The following is a 21,423-nucleotide window of genomic DNA, read 5'->3' as shown; positions in this document are numbered from 1 at the left end:
TCCGGCACCCGGACGCCTGCGCATGCACTCGGCTGCGGCATTGGACCTGGGCGTGGACGCGGTGCTGGTCGGCCGTGCGCAGGCGTTCACCCGGCCCGGCAGCCGCAGCGCGATCGCCAAGCGGCCGCTGCCGGGGCGGTTGCGGATCGGCATCGACGGCCTGGAACTGGACGAGCAGGGCGACCGCCGCGTGCACGGCGGCCCGGACAAGGCGCTGCACCACTATCCGCGCGACCACTACGCGGCCTGGCGCCAGGAACTGGGTGTGCATGCCTTGCTGGAGGCGCCGGGCGCATTCGGCGAGAACCTCAGCACGCTCGGCGCCACCGAGGCCGACCTGTGCCTGGGCGACCGGCTGCGGCTGGGCACGGCCCTGGTCGAGGTTTCGCAGTCGCGGCAGCCGTGCTGGAAGCTGTCCGACCGCTTCGGTGTGGCGGCGCTGGCGCGGCGCGTGCAGGAAAGCGGCCGCACCGGCTGGTATTACCGCGTGCTGCAGCCGGGCGACGTCGCCGCCGGCGATCGCCTGACCCTGCTGGAGCGGCCCTACCCGGACTGGTCGCTGACCCGCCTGATCCAGCTGCTGTATCGGCGCGAGGTCGATCCGGCGCAGCTGGAGCAGGTGCTGGAACTGCCGCTGGTGCCGAACTGGCGCGTGCTGTTCGAGCGGCGTCTGGCCCAGCGCGAGGTCGAGTGCTGGGACAAGCGCCTGCTGGGGCAGCCGGCGGCCGAGTAGGGCGCTCAACCGCAGGGCCAGCGGCGGCGACCGGCGGAACCGCGGACCTTCCGGGGTTGAATGGTGTCGGGCCTGCAGCCCTTCCACAGTGCACCCAGCCCGCTGTCCGCAAGCCCCTGTAGGAGCGGCTTCAGCCGCGACAAGGGATGTCAGTAAGCCTTGCGATTTTGCTTGTCTGTCGCGGCTAAAGCCGCTCCTGCAGGGCACGCTGCAAGGGAGCCACAAGACCGTTGTGGGAGCGACTGCAGCCGCGATGAACGGGACGGTAGACCCTTCCGTTGCCGGATGCCGTCAACGCTCGACCCGCCTGCGTTGCCGACCAACGCCAAGGCGCCGCACCCCTGTCGCGGATCGCGACAAACCGCTAGCCTTGTGCGATGACGACTTCCCCCGTACGTGTGTTGATTCATGGTGCATCCGGCCGCATGGGCCAGGCGCTGTTGCGCCTGGCGGCGCAGGACCCGGCGCTGCAGGTGGTGGGGGCGGTGATCCGGCGCGCGCCGGCGCAGCGGGTGGTCGACGGGGTGCCGTACTTCGCCGCGGCCGAGCTGAACGGCGCGCCGGCGTTCGACGTGGCGGTGGATTTCAGCCTGCCGCAGGGCTTCGACCCGGTGCTGGCGCTGTGCGTGGCGCGCGGCGCGGCGCTGGTGTCCGGCACCACCGGCCTGGACGCGGCGCAGCGGCAGGCACTGGCCGACGCGGCGGCGGGCATCCCGCTGATCTGGGCGTCCAACTTCAGCCTCGGCGTGGCGGTGCTGAACGACCTGGTGGAACGCGCCGCCGCGGCGCTGCCGGGCTGGGACTGCGACATCGTCGAATCGCACCACGTGCACAAGCAGGACGCGCCGTCCGGCACCGCGCTGACCCTGGGCGAGGCCGCCGCGCATGGCGGCGCGCAGCCGCGCTACGCCAGCCTGCGCGCCGGCGACATCGTCGGCGAGCACCTGGTGCAGTTCGCCGGACTCGGCGAGCGGGTGGAACTGGTGCACCGCGCCAGCAACCGCGACATCTTCGCCCGCGGCGCGCTGCATGCCGCCGCGCGCCTGCCGGGCCGCGCGCCCGGGGCCTACCGGCTGCGCGATCTGCTCGGCTGAACGGCGCTTTCACATAAACGTCTGGCGCGGACAGGTCCGCGTCGGTACAATTCTCGCTCGCCTGTTACCCATCGCCACGGACCCGGAGAAGCGCCGAGTTCGCGGTTTCTTGCAGCCGCAAGTTGGTGGGGCAGGGTTCCTCTCTCCCCAAGGCGAACCCCGTGACTCAACCCGCAATCCTTGTCCTTGAAGACGGCACCGTGTTCGAGGGCGAATCCGTAGGCGCCGCCGGCCTGTCCGTCGGCGAAGTGGTGTTCAACACCGCGATGACCGGCTACCAGGAGATCCTCACCGATCCCTCCTACGCCCGTCAGCTGGTCACCCTGACGTACCCGCATATCGGCAACACCGGCTGCACCGACCAGGACGACGAAGCCGCCCAGGTCTGGTCGGCCGGGCTGATCGTGCGCAGCGTGCCGCGCCGTCCCAGCAACTGGCGCAGCCAGGTATCGCTGCCGGACTGGCTGATCCAGCGCGGCGTGGTCGCCATCGCCGGCATCGACACCCGCAAGCTGACCCGCATCCTGCGCGAGAAGGGATCGCAGAACGGCGCGGTGATGGCCGGCGAAGTGAACGTGGACACCGCGCTGGAAGCGGCGCGCAAGTTCCCCGGGCTCAAGGGCATGGACCTGGCCAAGGTGGTCTCCACCGGCAAGGCCTATCCGTGGCGCGACGGTCAGCTCGACCTGGACAGCAACGCGTTCGCCCAGGCCGCACCGAAGTACAAGGTGGTGGCCTACGACTACGGCGTGAAGCTCAACATCCTGCGCATGCTCGCCGAGCGCGGTTGCGAGGTCACCGTGGTGCCGGCGCAGACGCCTGCCGCCGAGGTGTTGGCGATGCAGCCGGACGGCGTGTTCCTGTCCAACGGCCCGGGCGATCCGGCGCCGTGCGACTACGCGATCGCGGCGATCAAGGAAATCGTGGCCAGGAAGATCCCGACCTTCGGCATCTGCCTGGGCCACCAGCTGCTGGCGCTGGCCGCCGGCGCGCAGACCCTGAAGATGGGCCATGGCCACCACGGCGCCAACCACCCGGTGCAGGACCTGGACAGCGGCCGGGTGATGATCACCTCGCAGAACCACGGCTTCGCGGTGGACGAAGCGTCGCTGCCGGCCAACGTGCGGGTGACCCACCGCTCGCTGTTCGACGGCACCAACCAGGGCATCGAACTGACCGACGCGCCGGCCTTCAGCTTCCAGGGCCACCCGGAAGCCTCGCCGGGTCCGCGCGACGTGGCGCCGCTGTTCGATCGCTTCACCGCGCTGATGGCGGCCGCCGCCTGATGAGCGCCGCGCTGGCGCCGTCGCTGCGTCCACGCCGCTGGCGTTGGGGCGTATTGGCGTTGCTGGCGCTCGCGGCGTATCCGCTGTTCGTGCTGGTCGCGGTCTACGCGCAGTGGCTCGGCGCCGGGCTGCCCGGCGGGCGCAACGGCCCGGCCGATGCGTACCGCCACAGCCTGGCCAGCGCCATCGTCGCCTACACCTTGTCGCCGCGTTGCGTGGACTGGGTGACGGCGGTGATGGAGCGCGACGGGCGCGGCAACGCGAGCCGGGCGATGGATGCCCACAACAACCGGATCGGCGCGCGCATCGGCGCCGCCGCTCCCAGCTGGGCCGCGATGCAGCGCGAGGTTCGCGCCGCGGTCGACCATGGTGCGATCGACGCCCGATCGTCCGACCAGATCACCTGGCGCGCCCCCGCGGCGTGGCAGGACCGACTTTACTGAGAATCCCCATGCCCAAGCGCACCGACCTAAAAACCATCCTCATCATCGGCGCCGGCCCGATCGTCATCGGCCAGGCCTGCGAGTTCGACTACTCCGGCGCGCAGGCGTGCAAGGCGCTGCGCGACGAGGGCTACCGGGTGGTGCTGGTCAACAGCAACCCGGCCACGATCATGACCGACCCGAACATGGCCGACGCCGTGTACATCGAGCCGATCAACTGGCAGACGGTCGAGAAGATCATCGCCAAGGAAAAGCCCGATGCGCTGCTGCCGACCATGGGCGGGCAGACCGCGCTGAACTGCGCGCTGGACCTGGCCGACCACGGCGTGCTGGAAAAGTACGGCGTGGAACTGATCGGCGCCAAGCGCGAAGCGATCATGATGGCCGAGGACCGCGAGCTGTTCCGCGTGGCGATGGGCGAGATCGGCCTGGAATGCCCGAAGGCGGCGGTCGCGCACACCCTTGAGGAAGCGCTGGAGATCCAGACCCGGGTCGGCTATCCGACCATCATCCGCCCCAGCTTCACCCTCGGTGGCAGCGGCGGCGGCATCGCCTACAACCGCGAGGAACTGATCGAGATCGTGACCCGCGGCCTGGAGCTGTCGCCGACCAGCGAAGTGCTGGTCGAGGAATCGGTGCTCGGCTGGAAGGAATTCGAGATGGAAGTGGTCCGCGACACCGCGGACAACTGCATCATCGTCTGCTCGATCGAGAACCTGGACCCGATGGGTGTGCACACCGGCGACTCGATCACCGTGGCGCCGGCGCAGACCCTGACCGACAAGGAATACCAGCGCCTGCGCGACGCCTCGATCGCGGTGCTGCGCAAGATCGGCGTGGACACCGGCGGCTCCAACGTGCAGTTCGGCATCAATGCGCAGACCGGCCGCGTCGTCGTCATCGAGATGAACCCGCGCGTGTCGCGTTCCTCGGCGCTGGCCTCCAAGGCCACCGGCTTCCCGATCGCCAAGGTCGCCGCCAAGCTGGCGGTCGGCTACACGCTGGACGAACTGAAGAACGAGATCACCGGCGGCCTGACCCCGGCCTCGTTCGAGCCGTCGATCGACTACGTGGTCACCAAGATCCCGCGCTTCGCGTTCGAGAAGTTCCCGCAGGCCGATGCGCGCCTGACCACGCAGATGAAGTCGGTGGGCGAGGTGATGGCGATGGGCCGCACCTTCTCCGAATCGCTGCAGAAGGCGCTGCGCGGCCTGGAGACCGGCAAGATCGGGCTCGACCCGACCGGGCTGGACCTGGGCAGCGAGGACGACATGGCCGCGCTCAAGCGCGAGTTGAAGGCGCCCGGTCCGGAGCGGCTGTTCTACGTCGCCGATGCGTTCCGCGCCGGCATGAGCGTGGAGCAGGTGCATGCGCTGTCGTTCATCGATCCGTGGTTCCTGGACCAGATCGAGGACCTGATCGCGCAGGAGAAGCAGCTGGCCGCCGACGGCCTGGGCTCGCTGGATGCCGCGCGCCTGCGCACGCTCAAGCGTGCCGGTTTCTCCGATGCGCGCCTGGCCGAACTGTGCGGCACCAACGAGGCCGCGATCCGCGCGCTGCGCCGCGCGCACAAGGTGCGCCCGGTGTACAAGCGGGTGGACTCGTGCGCGGCCGAATTCGCCACCGACACCGCCTACCTGTATTCGACCTACGAGGACGAGTGCGAGGCCAAGCCGAGCAACCGCGACAAGATCATGATCCTCGGCGGCGGCCCCAACCGCATCGGCCAGGGCATCGAGTTCGACTACTGCTGCGTGCACGCGGCGCTGGCGCTGCGCGAGGATGGCTATGAAACCATCATGGTCAACTGCAACCCGGAGACCGTGTCCACCGACTACGACACCTCCGACCGCCTGTACTTCGAGCCGCTGACCCTGGAAGACGTGCTGGAGATCGTCGAGCTGGAGCAGCCCAAGGGCGTGATCGTGCAGTACGGCGGGCAGACCCCGCTGAAGCTGGCGCGCGCGCTGGAGGCCAACGGCGTGCCGGTGATCGGCACCAGCCCGGACTCGATCGACCTGGCCGAGGACCGCGAGCGCTTCCAGCAGCTGGTCGACAAGCTGGGCCTGAAGCAGCCGCCGAACCGCATCGCGCGCAACGCCGACGAGGCGCTGGTGCTGGCGCGCGAGATCGGCTATCCGCTGGTGGTGCGCCCGAGCTACGTGCTCGGCGGCCGCGCGATGGAGATCGTCTACGGCGAATCGGACCTGGCGCGCTACGTGCGCGACGCGGTCAAGGTCTCCAACGACTCGCCGGTGCTGCTCGACCGTTTCCTCGACAACGCGGTCGAAGTGGACGTGGACATCATCGCCGACAAGGACGGCCAGGTGCTGATCGGCGGGGTGATGGAGCACATCGAGGAAGCCGGCGTGCATTCGGGCGATTCCTCGTGCTCGCTGCCGCCGTATTCGCTGTCGGCCAAGACCCAGGCCGAACTGCGCCGCCAGGTGGTGATGCTGGCCAAGGGCCTGAACGTGGTCGGGCTGATGAACACCCAGTTCGCGGTGCAGGTGGACGAAGCCGGCGACGACATCGTGTTCCTGCTGGAAGTGAACCCGCGCGCCTCGCGCACGGTGCCGTTCGTGTCCAAGGCCACCGGCATGGCGCTGGCCAAGATCGCCGCGCGCTGCATGGCCGGCAAGACCCTGGCCGAGCAGGGCGCGCTGAAGGAGATCGTGCCCGACTACTACTCGGTGAAGGAAGCGATCTTCCCGTTCGCCAAGTTCCAGGGCGTGGACCCGATCCTCGGCCCGGAGATGCGCTCCACCGGCGAGGTGATGGGCGTGGGCCGCAGCTTCGGCGCCGCGTTCGCGCGCGCGCAGGAAGCCGGCGGGATCAAGGCGCCGCCGCTGGGCAAGGCGTTCCTGTCGGTGCGCGACCCGGACAAGCAGCGCGTGCTGCCGGTGGCGCAGGCGCTGGTCGAGCGCGGCTACACGCTGGTGGCCACCAGCGGTACCTGCGCGTGGCTGCGCCAGCATGGCCTGCAGTGCGACCAGATCAACAAGGTGGCCGAGGGCCGCCCGCATATCGTCGATCTGATCAAGAACGGCGAAATCGTGTATATCGTCAACACCACCGAGGGCCGTGCGGCGATCTCCGATTCGTTCTCGATCCGGCGCGAAGCCCTGCAGCAGCGCGTCACCTATTCGACCACCGTTGCCGGCGCCCGCGCGCTGGTGCATTCATTGGAATTCCGCGGCACCGGTCCGGTCTGGGCGCTGCAGGAACTGCACAAGGAGCTGGAAGCGTGAGAGCCCCGATCACCATGCAAGGCGCGCTGCGTTTGCGCGAGGAACTGGACCAGTTGAAGTCGGTCAAGCGGCCGCAGGTCATCGCCGCGATCGCCGAGGCGCGCGCGCACGGCGACCTGAAGGAAAACGCCGAGTACCACGCCGCGCGCGAGCAGCAGAGCTTCATCGAAGGCCGCATCAAGCAGCTGGAGAGCGAGCTGTCGCATGCCGAGATCATCGACGTCAGCAAGCTGGCGGTCGGCAGCAAGGTGGTGTTCGGCGCGACCGTGACCCTGGCCGACGTGGAAAACGACGAAGAGAAGCGCTACCAGCTGGTCGGCGATCTGGAAGCGGACATCAAGCTGGGCCTGATCGCGATCTCCTCGCCGCTGGCGCGCGCGCTGATCGGCAAGCTGGAAGGCGACAGTGTCAGCATCGACGCCCCGGCCGGCCGTCGCGAGTACGAGATCGTCAGCGTCGAATACGTCGGCTGACGTCGTGGCGGTCGCCACCTTGTTGTTGCCGGAGCGCGCGCGCCTGGCCGCTGCGGCGCTGACCGGCGAGGTGGCGCGGGCGTTCGGCCGCGCCGACCGCGAGCGCCTGGAGCCCGGTTCCGAAGCGCAGTTGCGCCGCCATTTCACGCTGCCGCCCGGGCAATGGCCGGTGGCGGCGTTGACCCGCCAGCTGGACGCCGGCGACGCCGGCGACGCCGTGTGGCTGCGCGCCGATCCGGCCTATGTGGTGCCGGACATGCAGGGCGCGCGGCTGATGGCGCATGGCGACATGCTCGCGATCGACGCGATCGACCTGGCCGCGCTGCTGCCGTCGCTGCAGGACCTGTTCGCGGAGGCCGGCCTGGTCCTGGACGCGCCGGAACCCACCCGCTGGTATCTGCGCCTGGCGCCGGACAGCGTACTGCCTGCGTTCGCCGCACCGGCGCAGGTGCTCGGCGCCGATCTGTTCGACCATCTGCCGCAGGGCGAGGGCGGGCGCCGCTGGCGGGCGCTGCTGACCGAGGCGCAGGTGCTGCTGCACCAGCATCCGTGGAACCGCGAACGCAGTGCGCGCGGGCAGCCGGCGATCAACTCGCTGTGGTTCTGGGGCGGCGGCGCGTTGCCGGCCACGGTGACCAGCGCGCATGCGCAGGTGCGCAGCCGCGAGCCGCTGCTGCGCGCGCTGACCCAGGCCGCCGGCATCGACGCCGGGCAAACGCCGCGCGTCGATGCGCTGGTCGATCTGCGCCAGCTGCGCGCGCCCGAGCAGTTCGTCGGCGAGGTGATGCAGCCGCTGCTCGAAGCGCTGCGCCTGGGCGAACTGCAGCAACTGCTGCTGGATTTCGAGGACGGCACCCGTTTCCGGATCGAGCGCGAGCAGCGTTGGCGCTTCTGGCGGCGGCCGCTGGCGCGCCTGGACGCATGAGTCCGGCGCTGCGCATCACCCGGCGGCCGGCCGCCGAGGGTGGGCCGTGGACGGACAGCGTGCTGCCGCTGCTGCGCCGTATCTACACCGCGCGCGGCGCCCACGACGCCAGCCTGGCGCAGCCGAAGCTGGCGCAGCTGCTGCCGCCGGATGCGCTGAGCGGCATCGACGCGGCGGTCGCGCTGCTGGCCGCCGCGATCGCCGCCGGCAAACGGATCCTGGTCGTCGGCGATTTCGATTGCGACGGCGCCACCGCCTGCGCGGTCGCGGTGCGCGGGCTGCGCCTGCTCGGCGCCGCGCAGGTGCTGCACGCGGTGCCGAACCGCATGGTGCACGGCTACGGCCTGTCGCCGGCGCTGGTCGCCGAGTTGGCGCCGCTGCAGCCGGACCTGCTGGTCACCGTCGACCACGGCATCGCCTGCCATGCCGGCGTCGCCGCGGCCAAGGCGCTGGGCTGGCAGGTGCTGGTCACCGACCACCACTTGCCGGGCAGCGTGCTGCCGCCGGCCGACGCGATCGTCGATCCGAACCTGGCCGGCGACGCGTTCCCGAGCAAGATGCTGGCCGGCGTCGGGGTGATCTTCTACGTGTTGCTGGCGTTGCGCCGGCACCTGCGCGAGCGCGGTGCGTTCGCGACCCAGGCGCCGGATCTGACGGTGTTGCTGGACCTGGTCGCGGTCGGCACCGTCGCCGACCTGGTGCCGCTGGACACCAACAATCGCGCGCTGGTGTCGGCCGGGCTGCGCCGCCTGCAGCGCGGCGACGGCTGCATCGGCCTGCGCGCCCTGATCGAAGCCAGCGGCCGCGATCCGGCGCGGCTCAGCGCCAGCGACATCGGTTTCGCGCTGGCGCCGCGGCTCAACGCCGCCGGCCGGCTCGAGGACATGGCGCTGGGCATCGAGCTGCTGCTGTGCGAGGACCCGCAGCAGGCGCGCGAGATCGCCGCCACGCTGGAACAGATCAACGGCGAGCGCCGCGCGGTGCAGCAGCAGATGACCGACGAGGCCGAGGCCACGGTGGCGCAGGCGCTGCTGGCCGCGCCGGACGCGCCACCGGTGGCGGTGTGCCTGTTCGATGCCGACTGGCATCCGGGCGTGATCGGCCTGGTCGCCTCGAAGATGAAGGACCGCCTGCACCGTCCGGTGATCGCCTTCGCCCCGGCCGAGCCGGGCAGCGACCAGTTGCGCGGCTCGGCGCGCTCGATTCCCGGCTTCCACATCCGCGACGCGATGGCCGCGGTGGAAGCGCGCCGGCCGGGGCTGATGGACAAATTCGGCGGCCATGCGATGGCCGCGGGCCTGAGCCTGCCGCACGCCGCGTTGGCCGAGTTCGAACAGCTGTTCCGCGAGCATGCGCTGGCCAGCCTGGACGCGGCGCTGCTGCAGGCCGAACTGCTCAGCGACGGCGCACTGGATCCGCACGAGCTGGACCATCGCCATGCCGAGGCGCTGCGCCTGGCCGGGCCATGGGGACAGGGCTTCCCCGAGCCGCTGTTCGACGGTGAGTTCGAGGTGCTGCAGTGGCGCCTGCTGAAGGAGCGCCACCTCAAGCTGAGCCTGCGCTGCGCCGGCCGCGGCGAGCCATTGAACGCGATCCATTTCAACGGGTGGCGCGGCGACGAACCCGGCCGCCGCGTGCACATCGCCTACCGCCTGGTCGCCGACGACTACCGCGGCGGCGACGCGGTGCAACTGGTGGTGGAGCACTGCCGGAGCCTGTCGGGCTGATCCATTGCCCTTAGCCCCTCTCCCTTCGGGAGAGGGGTTGGGGTGAGGGTACGGCGCGAAAGCGACTCGCAGCGTTGGGTGCACGAGGCGGCGCCCGGACCCTCATCTGGCCCTGCGGGCCACCTTCCCCCGAAAAGCGGGCCATGGTCCCGACGGGAGAAGGGAACAGCCAGCCTCTCTCCCCCGCAGACGGCTTGGGTGAAGATGGGATCAGCCGCATCGATGCAAGACTCAGCGGCCCGAGCACACCGCGCGAAGATTCTGGATAACCCCGCTGCGCCGCCCCGGACGTTCAAGCTGTACCGTCCCATCAAGGAGTGATCCATGCCGTACGTCGCGCGCAAAGGCCTGTGCCTGCTGTTGTTCTCGCTGTTGTCGGCGGCCGCCGTGCCGGCCTTGGCCCAGACCGCGCCGCAGCGGCAACTTCTCGCCCCACTGCTGAAGACCGATCACAGCGAGCGCCCGGTCGAGCTGCGCTCGGCGACGGTGAGCGCGCACGCCGCGGCCGGCCTGGCCGAAACCACGGTGGAGCTGCTGTTCTTCAACCCCAATGCGCGCGTGCTGGAAGGGCAGCTGGCGTTCCCGCTGCGCGACGGCCAGCAGATCAGCGGCTTCGCCTTGGACATCGACGGACAGATGCGCGACGCGGTGCCGGTGCCGAAGGCGCGCGGGCGGCAGGTGTTCGAGGCGATCGAGCGGCGCGGCGTGGACCCGGGCCTGGTCGAGCAGACCGCCGGCAACCAGTTTCAGCTGCGGCTCTATCCGATTCCCGCGCACGGCAGCCGCCGCGTGCGCCTGGTCTATCGCGAGTCGCTGCCGCGCACTGCCGCCGGTTGGCAGTGGCGGCTGCCGCTGGGCTATGCGGCCAGCGCCCAGACGCTGCGCCTGGCATTGAGCACGCAGGCGGCGCCGGTGGACACCGCCGCGTTGCCTGCGGGCCTGCGCCTGTCGCCGGCGCCCGGCGGTTACGCGGCGGCATGGTCGGGCACGCCCGCGCAACTGCCGAGGGAACTGGCGCTGTCGTTGCGCGCGACCAGCGATCCGCGCGTCGCGGTCGGCAGCCACGACGGCCAGCGCTATTTCCAGGCGCTGCTGCCGATCGCCGATCTGCACGGCGCACGCCCGTTGCCGCAGCGCATCGGCCTGCTGTGGGATGCATCGGGTTCGGCGCGGCAGCGCGACATTGCCGCCGAACTGGCCTTGCTGCAGCGCTATTTCGCCGCGCTGGGCAACGCGCAGGTCGATCTGGTCGTGCTGCGCGACCGCGCCGAGGCGCCGCGCCGGTTCCAGGTGCGCGCCGGCGATTGGAGCGCGTTGAAAGCGACGCTGCAGGGCCTGCAGCCGGACGGCGCCAGCGCGCTGGGCGATTGGCGGCCGGTGGCGGACGTGCAGGAGTATCTGTTGTTCAGCGATGGCCTGGGCAACTACGGCGCGCAGGCCTTGCCGGCGCTGGCGCCGGGCCAGCGCCTGTACGCGGTCGATTCGGCCGGTGCCCATGCCGATGCCGCACGCCTGGCGGCATCGGCGGAAGCGCGCGGCGGCCGCTTGATCGAGCTGCATGGCGTGCAGGGCGTGCAGCAGGCCAGCGAACGGCTGCTGCAGCGCGGCGGCGAACTGGTGGCGTTGCAGGGCGAGGGCGTCGCCGATCTGGTCGCCGATTCGCGCTACGCCGACGACGGCTATCTGCGCATCGCCGGGCGCCTGCTCGCGGCCGATGCGACGCTGCACCTGGAGATCGCCACCGCCGCCAGCACGCGCCGTCTGAGTCTCCCGTTGCGCGACGCCAGCGAGGTGCCGGGCGAGCTGGTGCCGGGCGCCTGGGCGCGGGCCATGCTGCGCAGCCTGGCCGCCGATCCGACAGGCGACGCCGCACGCCGCCAGCAGCTGGCCAGCCGCTTCGGCCTGGTCAGCGCCGAAACCTCGCTGCTGGTGCTGGAGAACGTCGACGACTACGTGCGCTACGCCATCGCGCCGCCAGCGGCGCTGCGCGAGGCGGTGGCGCGCGCGCAGGCGCAGCGCCAGCAAGCGCAGGGCGAGCAGCGCAAGCAGCGCATCGATCGCGTCGCCGAGGATTTCGCCCAGCGCGTCGCCTGGTGGCAGCGCACGTTCCCGAAGAACGCGCCGCCGCAGCCCAAGCCGCAACGCGAGGAGCACGACGCCAGTCGGGAGCGGCGGGACGGCGTTTCCCGGCCCGCACCGGCGATGGCCATGGCGCCGCCGCCTGCACCCGCCGCGCCGATGCCGGCCGCGGAGTCCGCCGAGCTGGAGGCGGTGGTCGTCACCGGCGCGGTCGCGGCCTCGGACGGCGACGCAGCGAACGCCGATGCGCGTGCCGGCGCGCCCGCATCCACCACGATTTCCCTGGCATTGCAGCCGTGGCAGCCGGATTCGCCCTACGCCCGGCGCCTGCGTGCCGCCGCGCCGGAGGCGGTCTATCCGCTGTACCTGAGCGAGCGCGCCGCGCATGCCGACAGCGTGGCGTTCTACCTGGACGTGGCCGACGTGCTGTTCGAACGCGGCCAGCGCGAGCTGGCGCTGCGCGTGCTGTCGAACCTGGCCGAACTGCAGCTGGAGAACCGCCATGTGCTGCGCGTGCTCGGCTACCGGTTGCTGCAGGCGGGCAGGGCGGACCTGGCGGTGCCGGTGTTCGAGCAGGTGCTGCGGCTGGGCGAGGAAGAGCCGCAGAGCTTCCGCGACCTGGGCCTGGCCTACGCCGCGCGCGGCGACGCGCAGGCCGCGATCGAACAGCTGTACCAGGTGGTCGCACGCGACTGGGACCCCCGCTTCGACGGCGTGGCGCTGATCGCCTTGAACGAATTGAACGCGATCGTGGCGCGCTCGCAGCGGCCATTGCAGACCGCCTTCATCGACCCGCGCCTGCAGCGCAACCTGCCGCTGGACCTGCGCGTGGTGCTGAACTGGGACAGCGACAACAGCGACATGGACCTGTGGGTGACCGATCCCAACGGCGAGCGCTGCTACTACGCGCACCGCTCGACCTACCAGGGTGGGCAGCTGTCGCAGGACTTCACCGGCGGCTACGGGCCGGAAGAGTTCTCGCTGCGCCGGGCCAAGCCGGGCAAGTACAAGGTGGAGGCGAACTTCTTCGGCGACCGCCAGCCGCTGGTCACCGGCGCCACCACCTTGCACCTGCAGCTGAGCACCGGCTGGGGCAGCGCCACGCAGCGCGACCAGCAGGTGACGCTGCGGCTGAAGGACAAGAAGGAGACGATCCTGGTCGGCGAGTTCGAGGTGCGCTGAGGCCGTCCGCGCGCCGGCCATTGCCGAGTGGCCGGCGCGCTAAAATGCGCCATGTCCGAATCGCCCGCCACCAGCGTCTACGCCCGCTTCCTGCCGTGGCGCCGCAGCTTCGAGATCGGCTTCTGGGTCGCACTCACCCTGGTCAACAGCACCGCCAACAGCGTCACCGTGCTGATGGACATCCGCAAGGCGGGACTGCACTTCGCCGCGTGGGAGCCGGCGCTGTGGGAATGGTCCAGCAATCTGGTGTTCCTGCTGATCGTGCCGCTGCTGGCGGCGCTGACCCGGCGCCATCCGTTGCATTGGGACAACTGGCGGCGCCGGCTGCCGGCCTACCTGCTGGGCAGCGTCGCGCTGTCGGTGCTGCACGTGCTGGGCATGGTCGCGATCCGCAGCGCGGTGTACCGCCTGCAGGGGCTGCACTACGACTTCGGCCCATGGCCGCAGGGGCTGGCCTACGAGTATCTGAAAGACGTGCGCAGCCTGGCCTCGATGCTGCTGTGCGTGGAGATGTACCGCTTCCTGCTGCGCCGCTGGCAGGGCGAGGCGGCCCTGCTCGGCGCGCCCGACGAAGGCCCGCCGGTGGAGTCGCTGGAGCGCCCGGAGCGCTTCCTGGTGCGCAAGCTCGGCCGCGAGTTCCTGGTCGCGGCCGCCGATATCGAATGGCTGCAGGCCTCGGGCAACTACGTCAACCTGCACGTGCGCGGCCACGACTACCCGCTGCGCAGCACCATGGCCGCGATCGAGGCCAGGCTCGACCCGGCCGTGTTCGTGCGCATCCATCGCAGCTACATGGTCAACCTGGGCTGCGTGGTCTCGATCGAACCGCTGGATGCCGGCGAGGCGCGCGTGCACCTGCGCGACGGCAGCCATGTGCCGTGCAGCCGCCGCTACCGCGCCGCCCTGCGCGCGGCGGCCGGGGAGGGCGAGGCGGCGATCGCCGAGTGATCGCGGCCCGGCCCGGCCGCGGCAGTGCGCGCGCTGTGGCGCGGCGGCCGGAATTGCTAGAATCGCGCTCTTGTTTGCCGTTTGCCGGAATGCCGCCATGATCGAACTCAATCCCATCCGCCACCGCATCGCCGATCTGTCCGATCGGGTGCTGTCGCTCCGGGGGTTTCTTTGACTACGACGTCAAGAAAGAACGCCTAGAGGAAGTCACCCGGGAGCTTGAGAGCCCCGATGTCTGGAACGACCCCGAACGCGCCCAGGGCCTGGGCCGCGAACGCGCCAACCTGGAGAAGACCGTCGGCGGCATCGCCAGCGTGCTCGACGGGCTGAACGAGGCGCTGGAGTTCCTGGAACTGGCCGAGAGCGAGGACGACGAGGACACCGCGCTGGCGGTGGTCGCCGATGTCGACCGCTTCCAGGCGCACGTGGAGAAGCTGGAGTTCCAGCGCATGTTCTCCGGGCAGATGGACGCCAGCAACGCCTTCGTCGACATCCAGGCCGGCGCCGGCGGCACCGAGGCCCAGGACTGGGCCGAAATCCTGCTGCGCATGTACCTGCGCTGGTGCGAGTCGCGCGGCTGGAAGACCGAGCTGATGGAAGTCTCCGGTGGCGAAGTGGCCGGGATCAAGTCGGCCACGCTGCGCGTGGAAGGCGATTTCGCCTACGGCTGGCTGAAGACCGAGACCGGCGTGCACCGGCTGGTGCGCAAGTCGCCGTTCGACTCGGACAACCGCCGCCATACCAGCTTCACCTCGGTGTTCGTGTCGCCGGAAGTGGACGACAACATCGACATCGACATCAATCCGGCCGACCTGCGGACCGACGTCTACCGCTCCTCCGGCGCCGGCGGCCAGCACGTCAACAAGACCGAGTCGGCGGTGCGCATCACCCACATCCCGACCAACATCGTCGTGGCCTGCCAGACCGGGCGCAGCCAGCACCAGAACCGCGACAACGCGATGAAGATGCTCGCCGCCAAGCTGTACGAGCTGGAGATCCAGAAGCGCAACGCCGAGCGCGACGCGGTCGAGGCGACCAAGTCGGACATCGGCTGGGGCAGCCAGATCCGCAACTACGTGCTCGACCAGAGCCGGATCAAGGACCTGCGCACCGGCATCGAACGCACCGACACGCAGAAGGTGCTCGACGGCGACCTGGACGAATTCGTCGAGGCCAGCCTCAAGTCTGGCCTGGAAGTCGGCGCCAAACGCAGCGACGCCTGAACCGTCGGCCCCCGCCCGCCGTGGCGGAGGCCGGCCACGCGGGGCAGCCCCCCGCATCTGCTGCATCCTCTCCCTTCTTCTCCGCGTACCCATTCCCATGACCGAGCAGACCCCCGCGCCGTCCCTTCCCGTCGACGAGAACGGCCTCATCGCCGAACGCCGCGCCAAGCTGGGAGCGCTGCGCGCGCAGGGCGTGGCCTATCCGAACGATTTCCGCCGCCACGATTTCGCCGGCGACCTGCAGGCCGAATTCGCCGATGCCGAGCGCTGGAGCGCCGAGGCGCTGGAGGCCGAAGGCCGCAGCCTGCGCCTGGCCGGGCGCCTGCTGGCCAAGCGGGTGATGGGCAAGGCCAGCTTCGTGCAGCTGCAGGACGAGTCCGGGCGCATCCAGCTGTTCCTGCAGGCCAACGCGCTGGGCCCGGCCTATGACGCGTTCAAGGGCTGGGACATCGGCGACATCATCGGCGTGGAAGGCGGGCTGACCCGCACCAAGACCGGCGAGCTGTCGGTGCGGGCGACCGCGCTGCGGCTGCTGACCAAGGCGCTGCGTCCGTTGCCGGACAAGTGGCATGGCCTGTCCGACGTGGAGCAGCGCTACCGCCAGCGCTACGTGGACCTGATCGTGTCGCCGGAGGCGCGCGAGGTGTTCGTCAAGCGCTCCAAGATCATCCGCGCGATGCGCGCCTGGCTGGACGCGCGCCGCTTCCTGGAAGTGGAGACGCCGATGATGCATTACATCCCCGGCGGCGCCACCGCCAAGCCGTTCACCACCCACCACAACGCGCTGGACCTGGACCTGTACCTGCGGGTGGCGCCGGAGCTGTACCTGAAGCGGCTGGTGGTCGGCGGCCTGGAACGGGTCTACGAGATCAACCGCAATTTCCGCAACGAAGGCGTCAGCACCCGGCATAATCCCGAATTCACCATGATGGAGTTGTACGAGGCCTACGCCACGTACCACGAGGTGATGGACCTGACCGAGAGCGTGATCCGCGACGTGGCCCAGGAGGTGCTCGGCACCACCCAGGTGCACTGGGACGGCGCCGACATCGACCTGGCCCCGGCGTTCCGCCGCTGGCGCATGGACGAGGCGGTCCGCCACCACAACCCCGAGATCAGCGCCGCCGACTGCACCGACCGTGAGGCGCTGCTGCGCCACTGCGAGCGGCTGAAGATCCGCACCAAGCCGTCCTACGGCTGGGGCAAGCTGCTGCTGGAGATCTTCGAGGCCACCGTCGAGCACACCCTGATCCAGCCGACCTTCATCACCGACCACCCGGTCGAGGTGTCGCCGCTGGCCCGTTCCAGCGACACCGAACCCGGCTATACCGACCGCTTCGAGCTGTTCATCAACGGCAAGGAGATCGCCAACGGCTTCTCCGAACTCAACGATCCGGAAGACCAGGCCGCCCGGTTCCAGGCCCAGGTGGCGGCGAAGGAGGGCGGCGACGACGAGGCCATGCACTTCGACGCCGACTACATCCGTGCGCTGGAGGTCGGCCTGCCACCCACCGGCGGCCTGGGCATCGGCATCGACCGGCTGGTAATGTTGCTGACCGGCAGCAATTCGATCCGTGACGTGCTGCTGTTCCCGTACATGCGTCCGGAGGCTTAATCTAGCCGAAGGCGGCGGTGGCCTTGGCGTGGGGTTCTCGTATCGGGCGTCGGCAAGCAAGCGGTTGGCAAGCAAGCGAAGTGAGGCGGTTGGGTCGGCATAGCCGGCGCCGGAGCGTTTCCCGTTATTGTCTCAGCAGCCCGAAGCCCGTGGGCAAGAGGATCGCAGATGCAAGATGCCAGCATGAGCCTGTCCGGAGTATCCTCCAGCAGCGACCGCCCGGACTGGGCGGAGGGGGCGGACAATCGCTTGAACATCGTCATCGTCGACGATCAGACGTCCGCGCGCACCATGCTGCGCCACGTGATCGAGGACATCGCCCCGGAACTCACCGTCCGCGACTTCGGCGACTCGCAGGCCGCCCTGGCCTGGTGCGAGGCCGGCAAGGTCGACCTGTTGCTGCTCGACTACCGCATGCCCGGCATGGACGGGCTGGAATTCGCGCGGCGGCTGCGGCGCCTGCCCAAGCACCGCGACATTCCGATCATCCTGATCACCGTGGTCGGCGACGAGCCGATCCGCCAGGCCGCGCTGGAAGCCGGGGTCATCGACTTCCTGGTCAAGCCGATCCGCCCGCGCGAACTGCGCGCGCGCTGCCACAACCTGCTGCAGCTGCGGCTGCAGAGCGAGAACATCAAGCAGCGCGCGATGTCGCTGGAGCAGCGCCTGCTGGCGAGCATGCGCGAGGTCGAGGAACGCGAGCGCGAGACCCTGTCGCGGCTGGCGCGGGCGATCGAGTACCGCGACGCCGGGACCAGCGCCTACCTGGAGCGGATGGCGCACGTGGCCGGCCTGATCGCCGAGCAGCTGGGCCTGTCCGAGGACGAGGTGCGGGTCATCGAAATGGCCGCGAGCCTGCACGACATGGGCAAGATCGCCATTCCCGATGCGGTGCTGCTCAAGCCCGGCAAGCTCAACGAGGAAGAGATGGCGGTGATGCGCATGCACCCGCGCATCGGCTACGAACTGCTCAGCGGCAGCCAGAACCGCTTCATCCAGGTCGGCGCGCTGATCGCGCTGCGCCACCATGAGCGTTACGATGGCAGCGGATACCCCGACGGACTGGTCGGCGAAGCGATCCCGCTGGAGGCGCGGATCGTGGCGGTCGCCGACGTCTTCGACGCGCTGATCTCGCCGCGTCCCTACAAGGAAGCCTGGACCATGGATGCGACCCTCGCCTATCTCTACGCGCAACGCGGCCGCCTGTTCGACCCGCGCTGCGTGGACGCGCTGTTCCGCGGGCGCGAGCAGTTGCATCTGATCTGCGAGAAGTTCTCGAGCGCGTCGGTCCGGCCGGGGGTCGCGCTGTGAAACCGCGGCTGGAATGGATCAGGGCCCGCTTGCGACAACGCACGGACACCGAACACGGGCAGACGCTGATCCGGGTCGGCATCTTCCTGTGCGTCATCGTCTGCATGACGATCGCCGAAAAGCTGGGTCAGCTCGCACCCGATGTATACCTGACATCGGTGCTGATGAGCGGCGTCGGCGTGCTTGTCGGTCTGGCGCTGTTCGCCGCGATTCTGGTGCGGCCGGGCACGTCGAACGTTCGGCGCGTCATCGGCATGGTGACCGACTATGGCCTGATGACGGTGGCGATGATCCTGCAGGGAGAACCGCTGGCCTGGCTGTACGTCATCATCATGTGGGTCACCGTCGGCAATGGCCTTCGCTACGGAAACCGCTATCTGATCGGCGCCGTGGTGTCCGCCTGCATCAGTTTCGGTTGCGTGGTCCTGCTCAATGGCTACTGGCGCGAGAACATCACGCTGAGCGCCGGGCTGTGGGCTGGTCTGATTGCCATTCCCATGTATCTGTCGGGGCTGCTGCGGCAGTTGACCCAGGCGACCGCGGAGGCGCGGCGCGCCAGCGAAGCCAAGAGCCGATTCCTTGCCAACATGAGCCATGAGTTCCGGACCCCGTTGAACGGGTTGTCCGGCATGACCGAAGTCCTGGCCACCACCAAGCTGGACGCGGAACAGCGCGAATGCGTGGGCACCATCCAGGCCTCCGCGCGCAGTCTGCTGTCCCTGGTGGAAGAGGTGCTGGATATTTCCGCCATCGAGGCGGGCAAGATCCGCACCGAGAAACACGATTTCTCGCTGCGCGAGACGCTGGCGCAGATCGGCTTGATCCTGCAGCCGCAGGCGCGCGCCAAGGCGCTGGGCTATCACCTGGAGGTCGCGGCCGATGTGCCGGACAATGTGCGTGGCGACGCGGGGCACCTGCGGCAGATCCTGTTGAACCTGGCCGGCAACGCGATCAAGTTCACCAACATGGGGCGGGTGGACATCCGTGTTCGGATACAGCGCAACGATGCCGGCGAACCGTTCCGGTTGAGTTTCGACATCGTCGACACCGGGATCGGCGTGCCGCCCGCGATGCGCCCGCGCCTGTTCGAGGCCTTCGAGCAGGCGGACGTGGGCCTGTCCCGGCGCTACGAAGGCACCGGCCTGGGAACCACGATCGCCAAGGGCCTGGTCGAAGCGATGGGCGGCAGCATCGGCTACCAGGAGAGTCCTCCGCGCGGGAGCCGTTTCTGGTTCGAGCTGCCGTTCGAGGCGGCCGCCGCCGCGCCGCTGTCCAGCACCGCTCGGGATGGCGCAAGCGAAGAAGAGCCGTCGCCGAGCGGCAACATCATCGCGTTCACGGATCCGTTCTTGCGCCATCGTGCGCGGGTGCGCAGCATGCGCATCCTGGTCGCCGACGATCATGCGGCCAACCGCATGGTGCTGCAGCGCCTGCTGCAGAAGGCCGGCCATCGCGCGATCTGTCTCGATGGCGCGGAAGCGGTGCTCGATGCGCTTGCCGAAACCGATTTCGATGCCGTCATCGTCGATCTGCACATGCCCGGGATGAGTGGCCTGGACATGCTCAAGCACCTGCGGATCATGCAGGCCGGCCGCTCGCGCACGCCGGTCGTGGTGCTCAGCGCGGACGTCACGCCGGAGTCGATTCACCGCTGCGAACAGGCCGGCGCACATACGTTCCTGGCCAAGCCGGTGGTGGCCTCGCGGCTGCTGGACACGCTGACGGATATCGCCACGGACGGCAGGTTGCGCCCGGCCGAACCGCAATCGCGGCTTTCCAAGGAGGGTGTGTTGGATTCGTCCGTGCTCGACGAACTGGCCGGTCTGGGCATGGGCGACGGATTCGAGCGGGAATTCATTTCCCAGTGCCTCAACGATGCCGATGGCTGCCTGGGCGGAATGCAGGTGGCGGGCGAGTCCGAGAATTGGGAGCGGTTGCGCGAACATGCGCATGCGGTAAAGGGCGTGGCGAGCAACCTGGGGCTGGTGAAGATGGCCAACCTTGGCGGCGAACTGATGCGGATGGCAGATTGGCAGATGCGCAGCGAGTGGCGGCAATGCCTGGCGACGCTCAATGCCAGCCTGACCGAGGGCAGGGAGGTGCTGGACCTGCGGGCGCTGCGAAGCAGTCAGCAGGACGGCAACGAGCTGCGCTGAGGGGAAAGCCCGGCATACGGCCGGGCCCGGCCCCTTCCGGTCCGAGTCTTCTAGGCGAGCGCGGCGACGTTGTGCGCGCGCCGTGTCTGCGCCCGCACCAATCGGTCCATCATGCGTAGCGACTTGTCGTCGAGCGCAAGCGCCGTGTCTACCCAGACTTCGGTGATGTCCATGAGTTCCCGCAATGACACGTGTTGCGAGATGCGGCGTGCCGCGTTCATCGCGAGATAGGACAGCTTGCTGCGCTGCTGGATGCGGATCAGTTCCTCGACCGCCGCCTTTCCCTCGCCCTTGGGGACCAGGATGTCGACCACGCCGAGTGCGTGCATCTGCTCGCTGCTGTAGACGGTTCCTTCCAGAATGATCTTCTCCGCCAGTTGCGGCGATACGCGCTGGCACAGGAAGGAATAGGCGCCCATGCCTGGGAACAGGCCGAACATCACCTCAGGCAAGCCCATGCCGACGCCTTCCTCCGCCACGATGGTGTGGCATGCCAACGCCATCTCCAGGCCTCCGCCCAGGGCGTCGCCCTGCAGCAACGCGATGGTACGTACGTCGCCGCCGAGGCCGGTATGCAGGGTATGCACGCCTTCCACGCAGCGCTTGGCGTAGGCGAGCAAGCTGTCCCTGTCGCGCAGGCGAATGAGCTGGGTAAACAGCTCCAGGTCTCCGCCGAGGTTGAACACGTTCGCATCCGAAGCCAATACGAAGTGCCGCAGTTGCCCGCGCTGCAGCGCATTGCCGCCGCTCAGGGTGATCGCATCGGTAAAGCTCCACATGTCGTCGAGCAGATCGTCCCTGAAGCACGGGCGCGAGCCGATGGCCGCGTCGTTGTGCATGAACATCCAATGCGCGTTGCCATCCACGCTCGACTCGACGCGGATGGTGGGGAAGCTGGGGTTGAAGAAGCGTTTGTCAACGTTCATGGGATTTCCTCGGTGTTTTGGTTGGCGGCGAAACGGCGTGCGCAGGGGCCG

At 69.4% G+C, this 21,423-nt stretch carries 15 protein-coding genes; 14 read left to right on the top strand and 1 reads right to left on the bottom strand.

Features of this window, described 5'->3' with window-relative positions; all coding sequences use genetic code 11:
- Positions 1 to 22: 22 nt before the first annotated feature.
- The 14 genes from AB8810_RS12865 to AB8810_RS12800 all read left to right on the top strand — a co-directional run bounded on the left by AB8810_RS12865 (position 23) and on the right by AB8810_RS12800 (position 20,446).
- Positions 23 to 733, top strand: a complete 711-nt coding sequence (locus tag AB8810_RS12865; protein WP_369913833.1) for an MOSC domain-containing protein — start codon at positions 23 to 25, stop codon at positions 731 to 733.
- Positions 734 to 1,110: 377 nt separating this feature from the next.
- The gene (gene dapB / locus AB8810_RS12860) at positions 1,111 to 1,827 is read left to right on the top strand and encodes a 4-hydroxy-tetrahydrodipicolinate reductase (RefSeq protein ID WP_179564393.1); all 717 of its coding nucleotides are present in this window, start codon (positions 1,111 to 1,113) and stop codon (positions 1,825 to 1,827) included.
- 161 nt (positions 1,828 to 1,988) lie between these two features.
- Entirely contained in the window at positions 1,989 to 3,113 is a 1,125-nt protein-coding gene (gene carA / locus AB8810_RS12855; RefSeq protein WP_179564395.1) for a glutamine-hydrolyzing carbamoyl-phosphate synthase small subunit, read from the top strand.
- The gene (locus AB8810_RS12850; RefSeq protein ID WP_104558976.1) at positions 3,113 to 3,556 is read left to right on the top strand and encodes a hypothetical protein; all 444 of its coding nucleotides are present in this window, start codon (positions 3,113 to 3,115) and stop codon (positions 3,554 to 3,556) included. The genes carA and AB8810_RS12850 overlap by 1 nt, the downstream gene beginning before the upstream one ends.
- A gap of 8 nt (positions 3,557 to 3,564) precedes the next feature.
- The gene (carB, locus tag AB8810_RS12845) at positions 3,565 to 6,807 is read left to right on the top strand and encodes a carbamoyl-phosphate synthase large subunit (protein ID WP_369913832.1); all 3,243 of its coding nucleotides are present in this window, start codon (positions 3,565 to 3,567) and stop codon (positions 6,805 to 6,807) included.
- 8 nt (positions 6,808 to 6,815) lie between these two features.
- Positions 6,816 to 7,280, top strand: coding sequence for a transcription elongation factor GreA (gene greA, locus AB8810_RS12840; RefSeq protein WP_170867603.1), 465 nt, complete (start codon positions 6,816 to 6,818; stop codon positions 7,278 to 7,280).
- 4 nt (positions 7,281 to 7,284) lie between these two features.
- Positions 7,285 to 8,205, top strand: a complete 921-nt coding sequence (locus AB8810_RS12835) for a phosphoglycerate mutase (protein WP_191826735.1) — start codon at positions 7,285 to 7,287, stop codon at positions 8,203 to 8,205.
- Complete coding sequence (gene recJ / locus AB8810_RS12830) at positions 8,202 to 9,932, top strand: single-stranded-DNA-specific exonuclease RecJ (protein WP_369913831.1); 1,731 nt, start codon at positions 8,202 to 8,204, stop codon at positions 9,930 to 9,932. The genes AB8810_RS12835 and recJ overlap by 4 nt, the downstream gene beginning before the upstream one ends.
- A 324-nt stretch (positions 9,933 to 10,256) precedes the next feature.
- A complete protein-coding gene (locus AB8810_RS12825; RefSeq protein WP_369913830.1) occupies positions 10,257 to 13,193 on the top strand; it encodes a VIT domain-containing protein in 2,937 nt (978 codons plus the stop codon).
- Between the two features lie 51 nt (positions 13,194 to 13,244).
- Complete coding sequence (locus AB8810_RS12820; RefSeq protein ID WP_369913829.1) at positions 13,245 to 14,141, top strand: LytTR family DNA-binding domain-containing protein; 897 nt, start codon at positions 13,245 to 13,247, stop codon at positions 14,139 to 14,141.
- Positions 14,142 to 14,238: 97 nt separating this feature from the next.
- Positions 14,239 to 15,364 (top strand): peptide chain release factor 2 gene (prfB, locus tag AB8810_RS12815; RefSeq protein ID WP_179564407.1). Its coding sequence is split into 2 segments (ribosomal slippage): positions 14,239 to 14,313 and positions 14,315 to 15,364, totalling 1,125 coding nucleotides; the frame shifts between segments, so codons are not numbered across the junction.
- 97 nt (positions 15,365 to 15,461) lie between these two features.
- Positions 15,462 to 16,979 carry a lysine--tRNA ligase gene (gene lysS, locus AB8810_RS12810; RefSeq protein WP_206229083.1) on the top strand — a complete coding sequence of 506 codons (1,518 nt, stop codon included), beginning with the start codon at positions 15,462 to 15,464 and terminating at the stop codon, positions 16,977 to 16,979.
- A 168-nt stretch (positions 16,980 to 17,147) separates the two neighbouring features.
- Positions 17,148 to 18,290: a two-component system response regulator gene (locus AB8810_RS12805; RefSeq protein ID WP_179564411.1), complete on the top strand. Its 1,143-nt coding sequence runs from the start codon at positions 17,148 to 17,150 to the stop codon at positions 18,288 to 18,290.
- Positions 18,287 to 20,446 (top strand): ATP-binding protein, encoded by a 2,160-nt coding sequence (locus AB8810_RS12800; protein ID WP_179564413.1) that lies wholly within the window; start codon positions 18,287 to 18,289, stop codon positions 20,444 to 20,446. The genes AB8810_RS12805 and AB8810_RS12800 overlap by 4 nt, the downstream gene beginning before the upstream one ends.
- A 50-nt stretch (positions 20,447 to 20,496) precedes the next feature.
- Here AB8810_RS12800 and AB8810_RS12795 read toward each other — a convergent pair whose 3' ends face one another.
- Positions 20,497 to 21,372, bottom strand: coding sequence for a crotonase/enoyl-CoA hydratase family protein (locus AB8810_RS12795; RefSeq protein ID WP_179564415.1), 876 nt, complete (start codon positions 21,370 to 21,372; stop codon positions 20,497 to 20,499).
- Between the last annotated feature and the right edge of the window lie 51 nt (positions 21,373 to 21,423).

Origin of the sequence: Xanthomonas sp. NCPPB 3005, from assembly GCF_041228095.2 — a bacterium.
GTDB lineage: Bacteria > Pseudomonadota > Gammaproteobacteria > Xanthomonadales > Xanthomonadaceae > Xanthomonas_A > Xanthomonas_A bonasiae.
The sequence above is the reverse complement of the archived record's forward strand: the minus strand, read 5'-3'. Positions and strand labels throughout refer to the sequence as shown.

Coding starts and splice junctions, on each gene's coding strand:
- AB8810_RS12865 (WP_369913833.1), top strand. CDS start 23: ATGCACTCGGCTGCGGCATTGGACCTGGGCGTGGACGCGGTGCTGGTC.
- dapB (WP_179564393.1), top strand. CDS start 1,111: ATGACGACTTCCCCCGTACGTGTGTTGATTCATGGTGCATCCGGCCGC.
- AB8810_RS12850 (WP_104558976.1), top strand. CDS start 3,113: ATGAGCGCCGCGCTGGCGCCGTCGCTGCGTCCACGCCGCTGGCGTTGG.
- carB (WP_369913832.1), top strand. CDS start 3,565: ATGCCCAAGCGCACCGACCTAAAAACCATCCTCATCATCGGCGCCGGC.
- recJ (WP_369913831.1), top strand. CDS start 8,202: ATGAGTCCGGCGCTGCGCATCACCCGGCGGCCGGCCGCCGAGGGTGGG.
- AB8810_RS12825 (WP_369913830.1), top strand. CDS start 10,257: ATGCCGTACGTCGCGCGCAAAGGCCTGTGCCTGCTGTTGTTCTCGCTG.
- AB8810_RS12820 (WP_369913829.1), top strand. CDS start 13,245: ATGTCCGAATCGCCCGCCACCAGCGTCTACGCCCGCTTCCTGCCGTGG.
- lysS (WP_206229083.1), top strand. CDS start 15,462: ATGACCGAGCAGACCCCCGCGCCGTCCCTTCCCGTCGACGAGAACGGC.
- AB8810_RS12805 (WP_179564411.1), top strand. CDS start 17,148: ATGCAAGATGCCAGCATGAGCCTGTCCGGAGTATCCTCCAGCAGCGAC.
- AB8810_RS12795 (WP_179564415.1), bottom strand. CDS start 21,372: ATGAACGTTGACAAACGCTTCTTCAACCCCAGCTTCCCCACCATCCGC.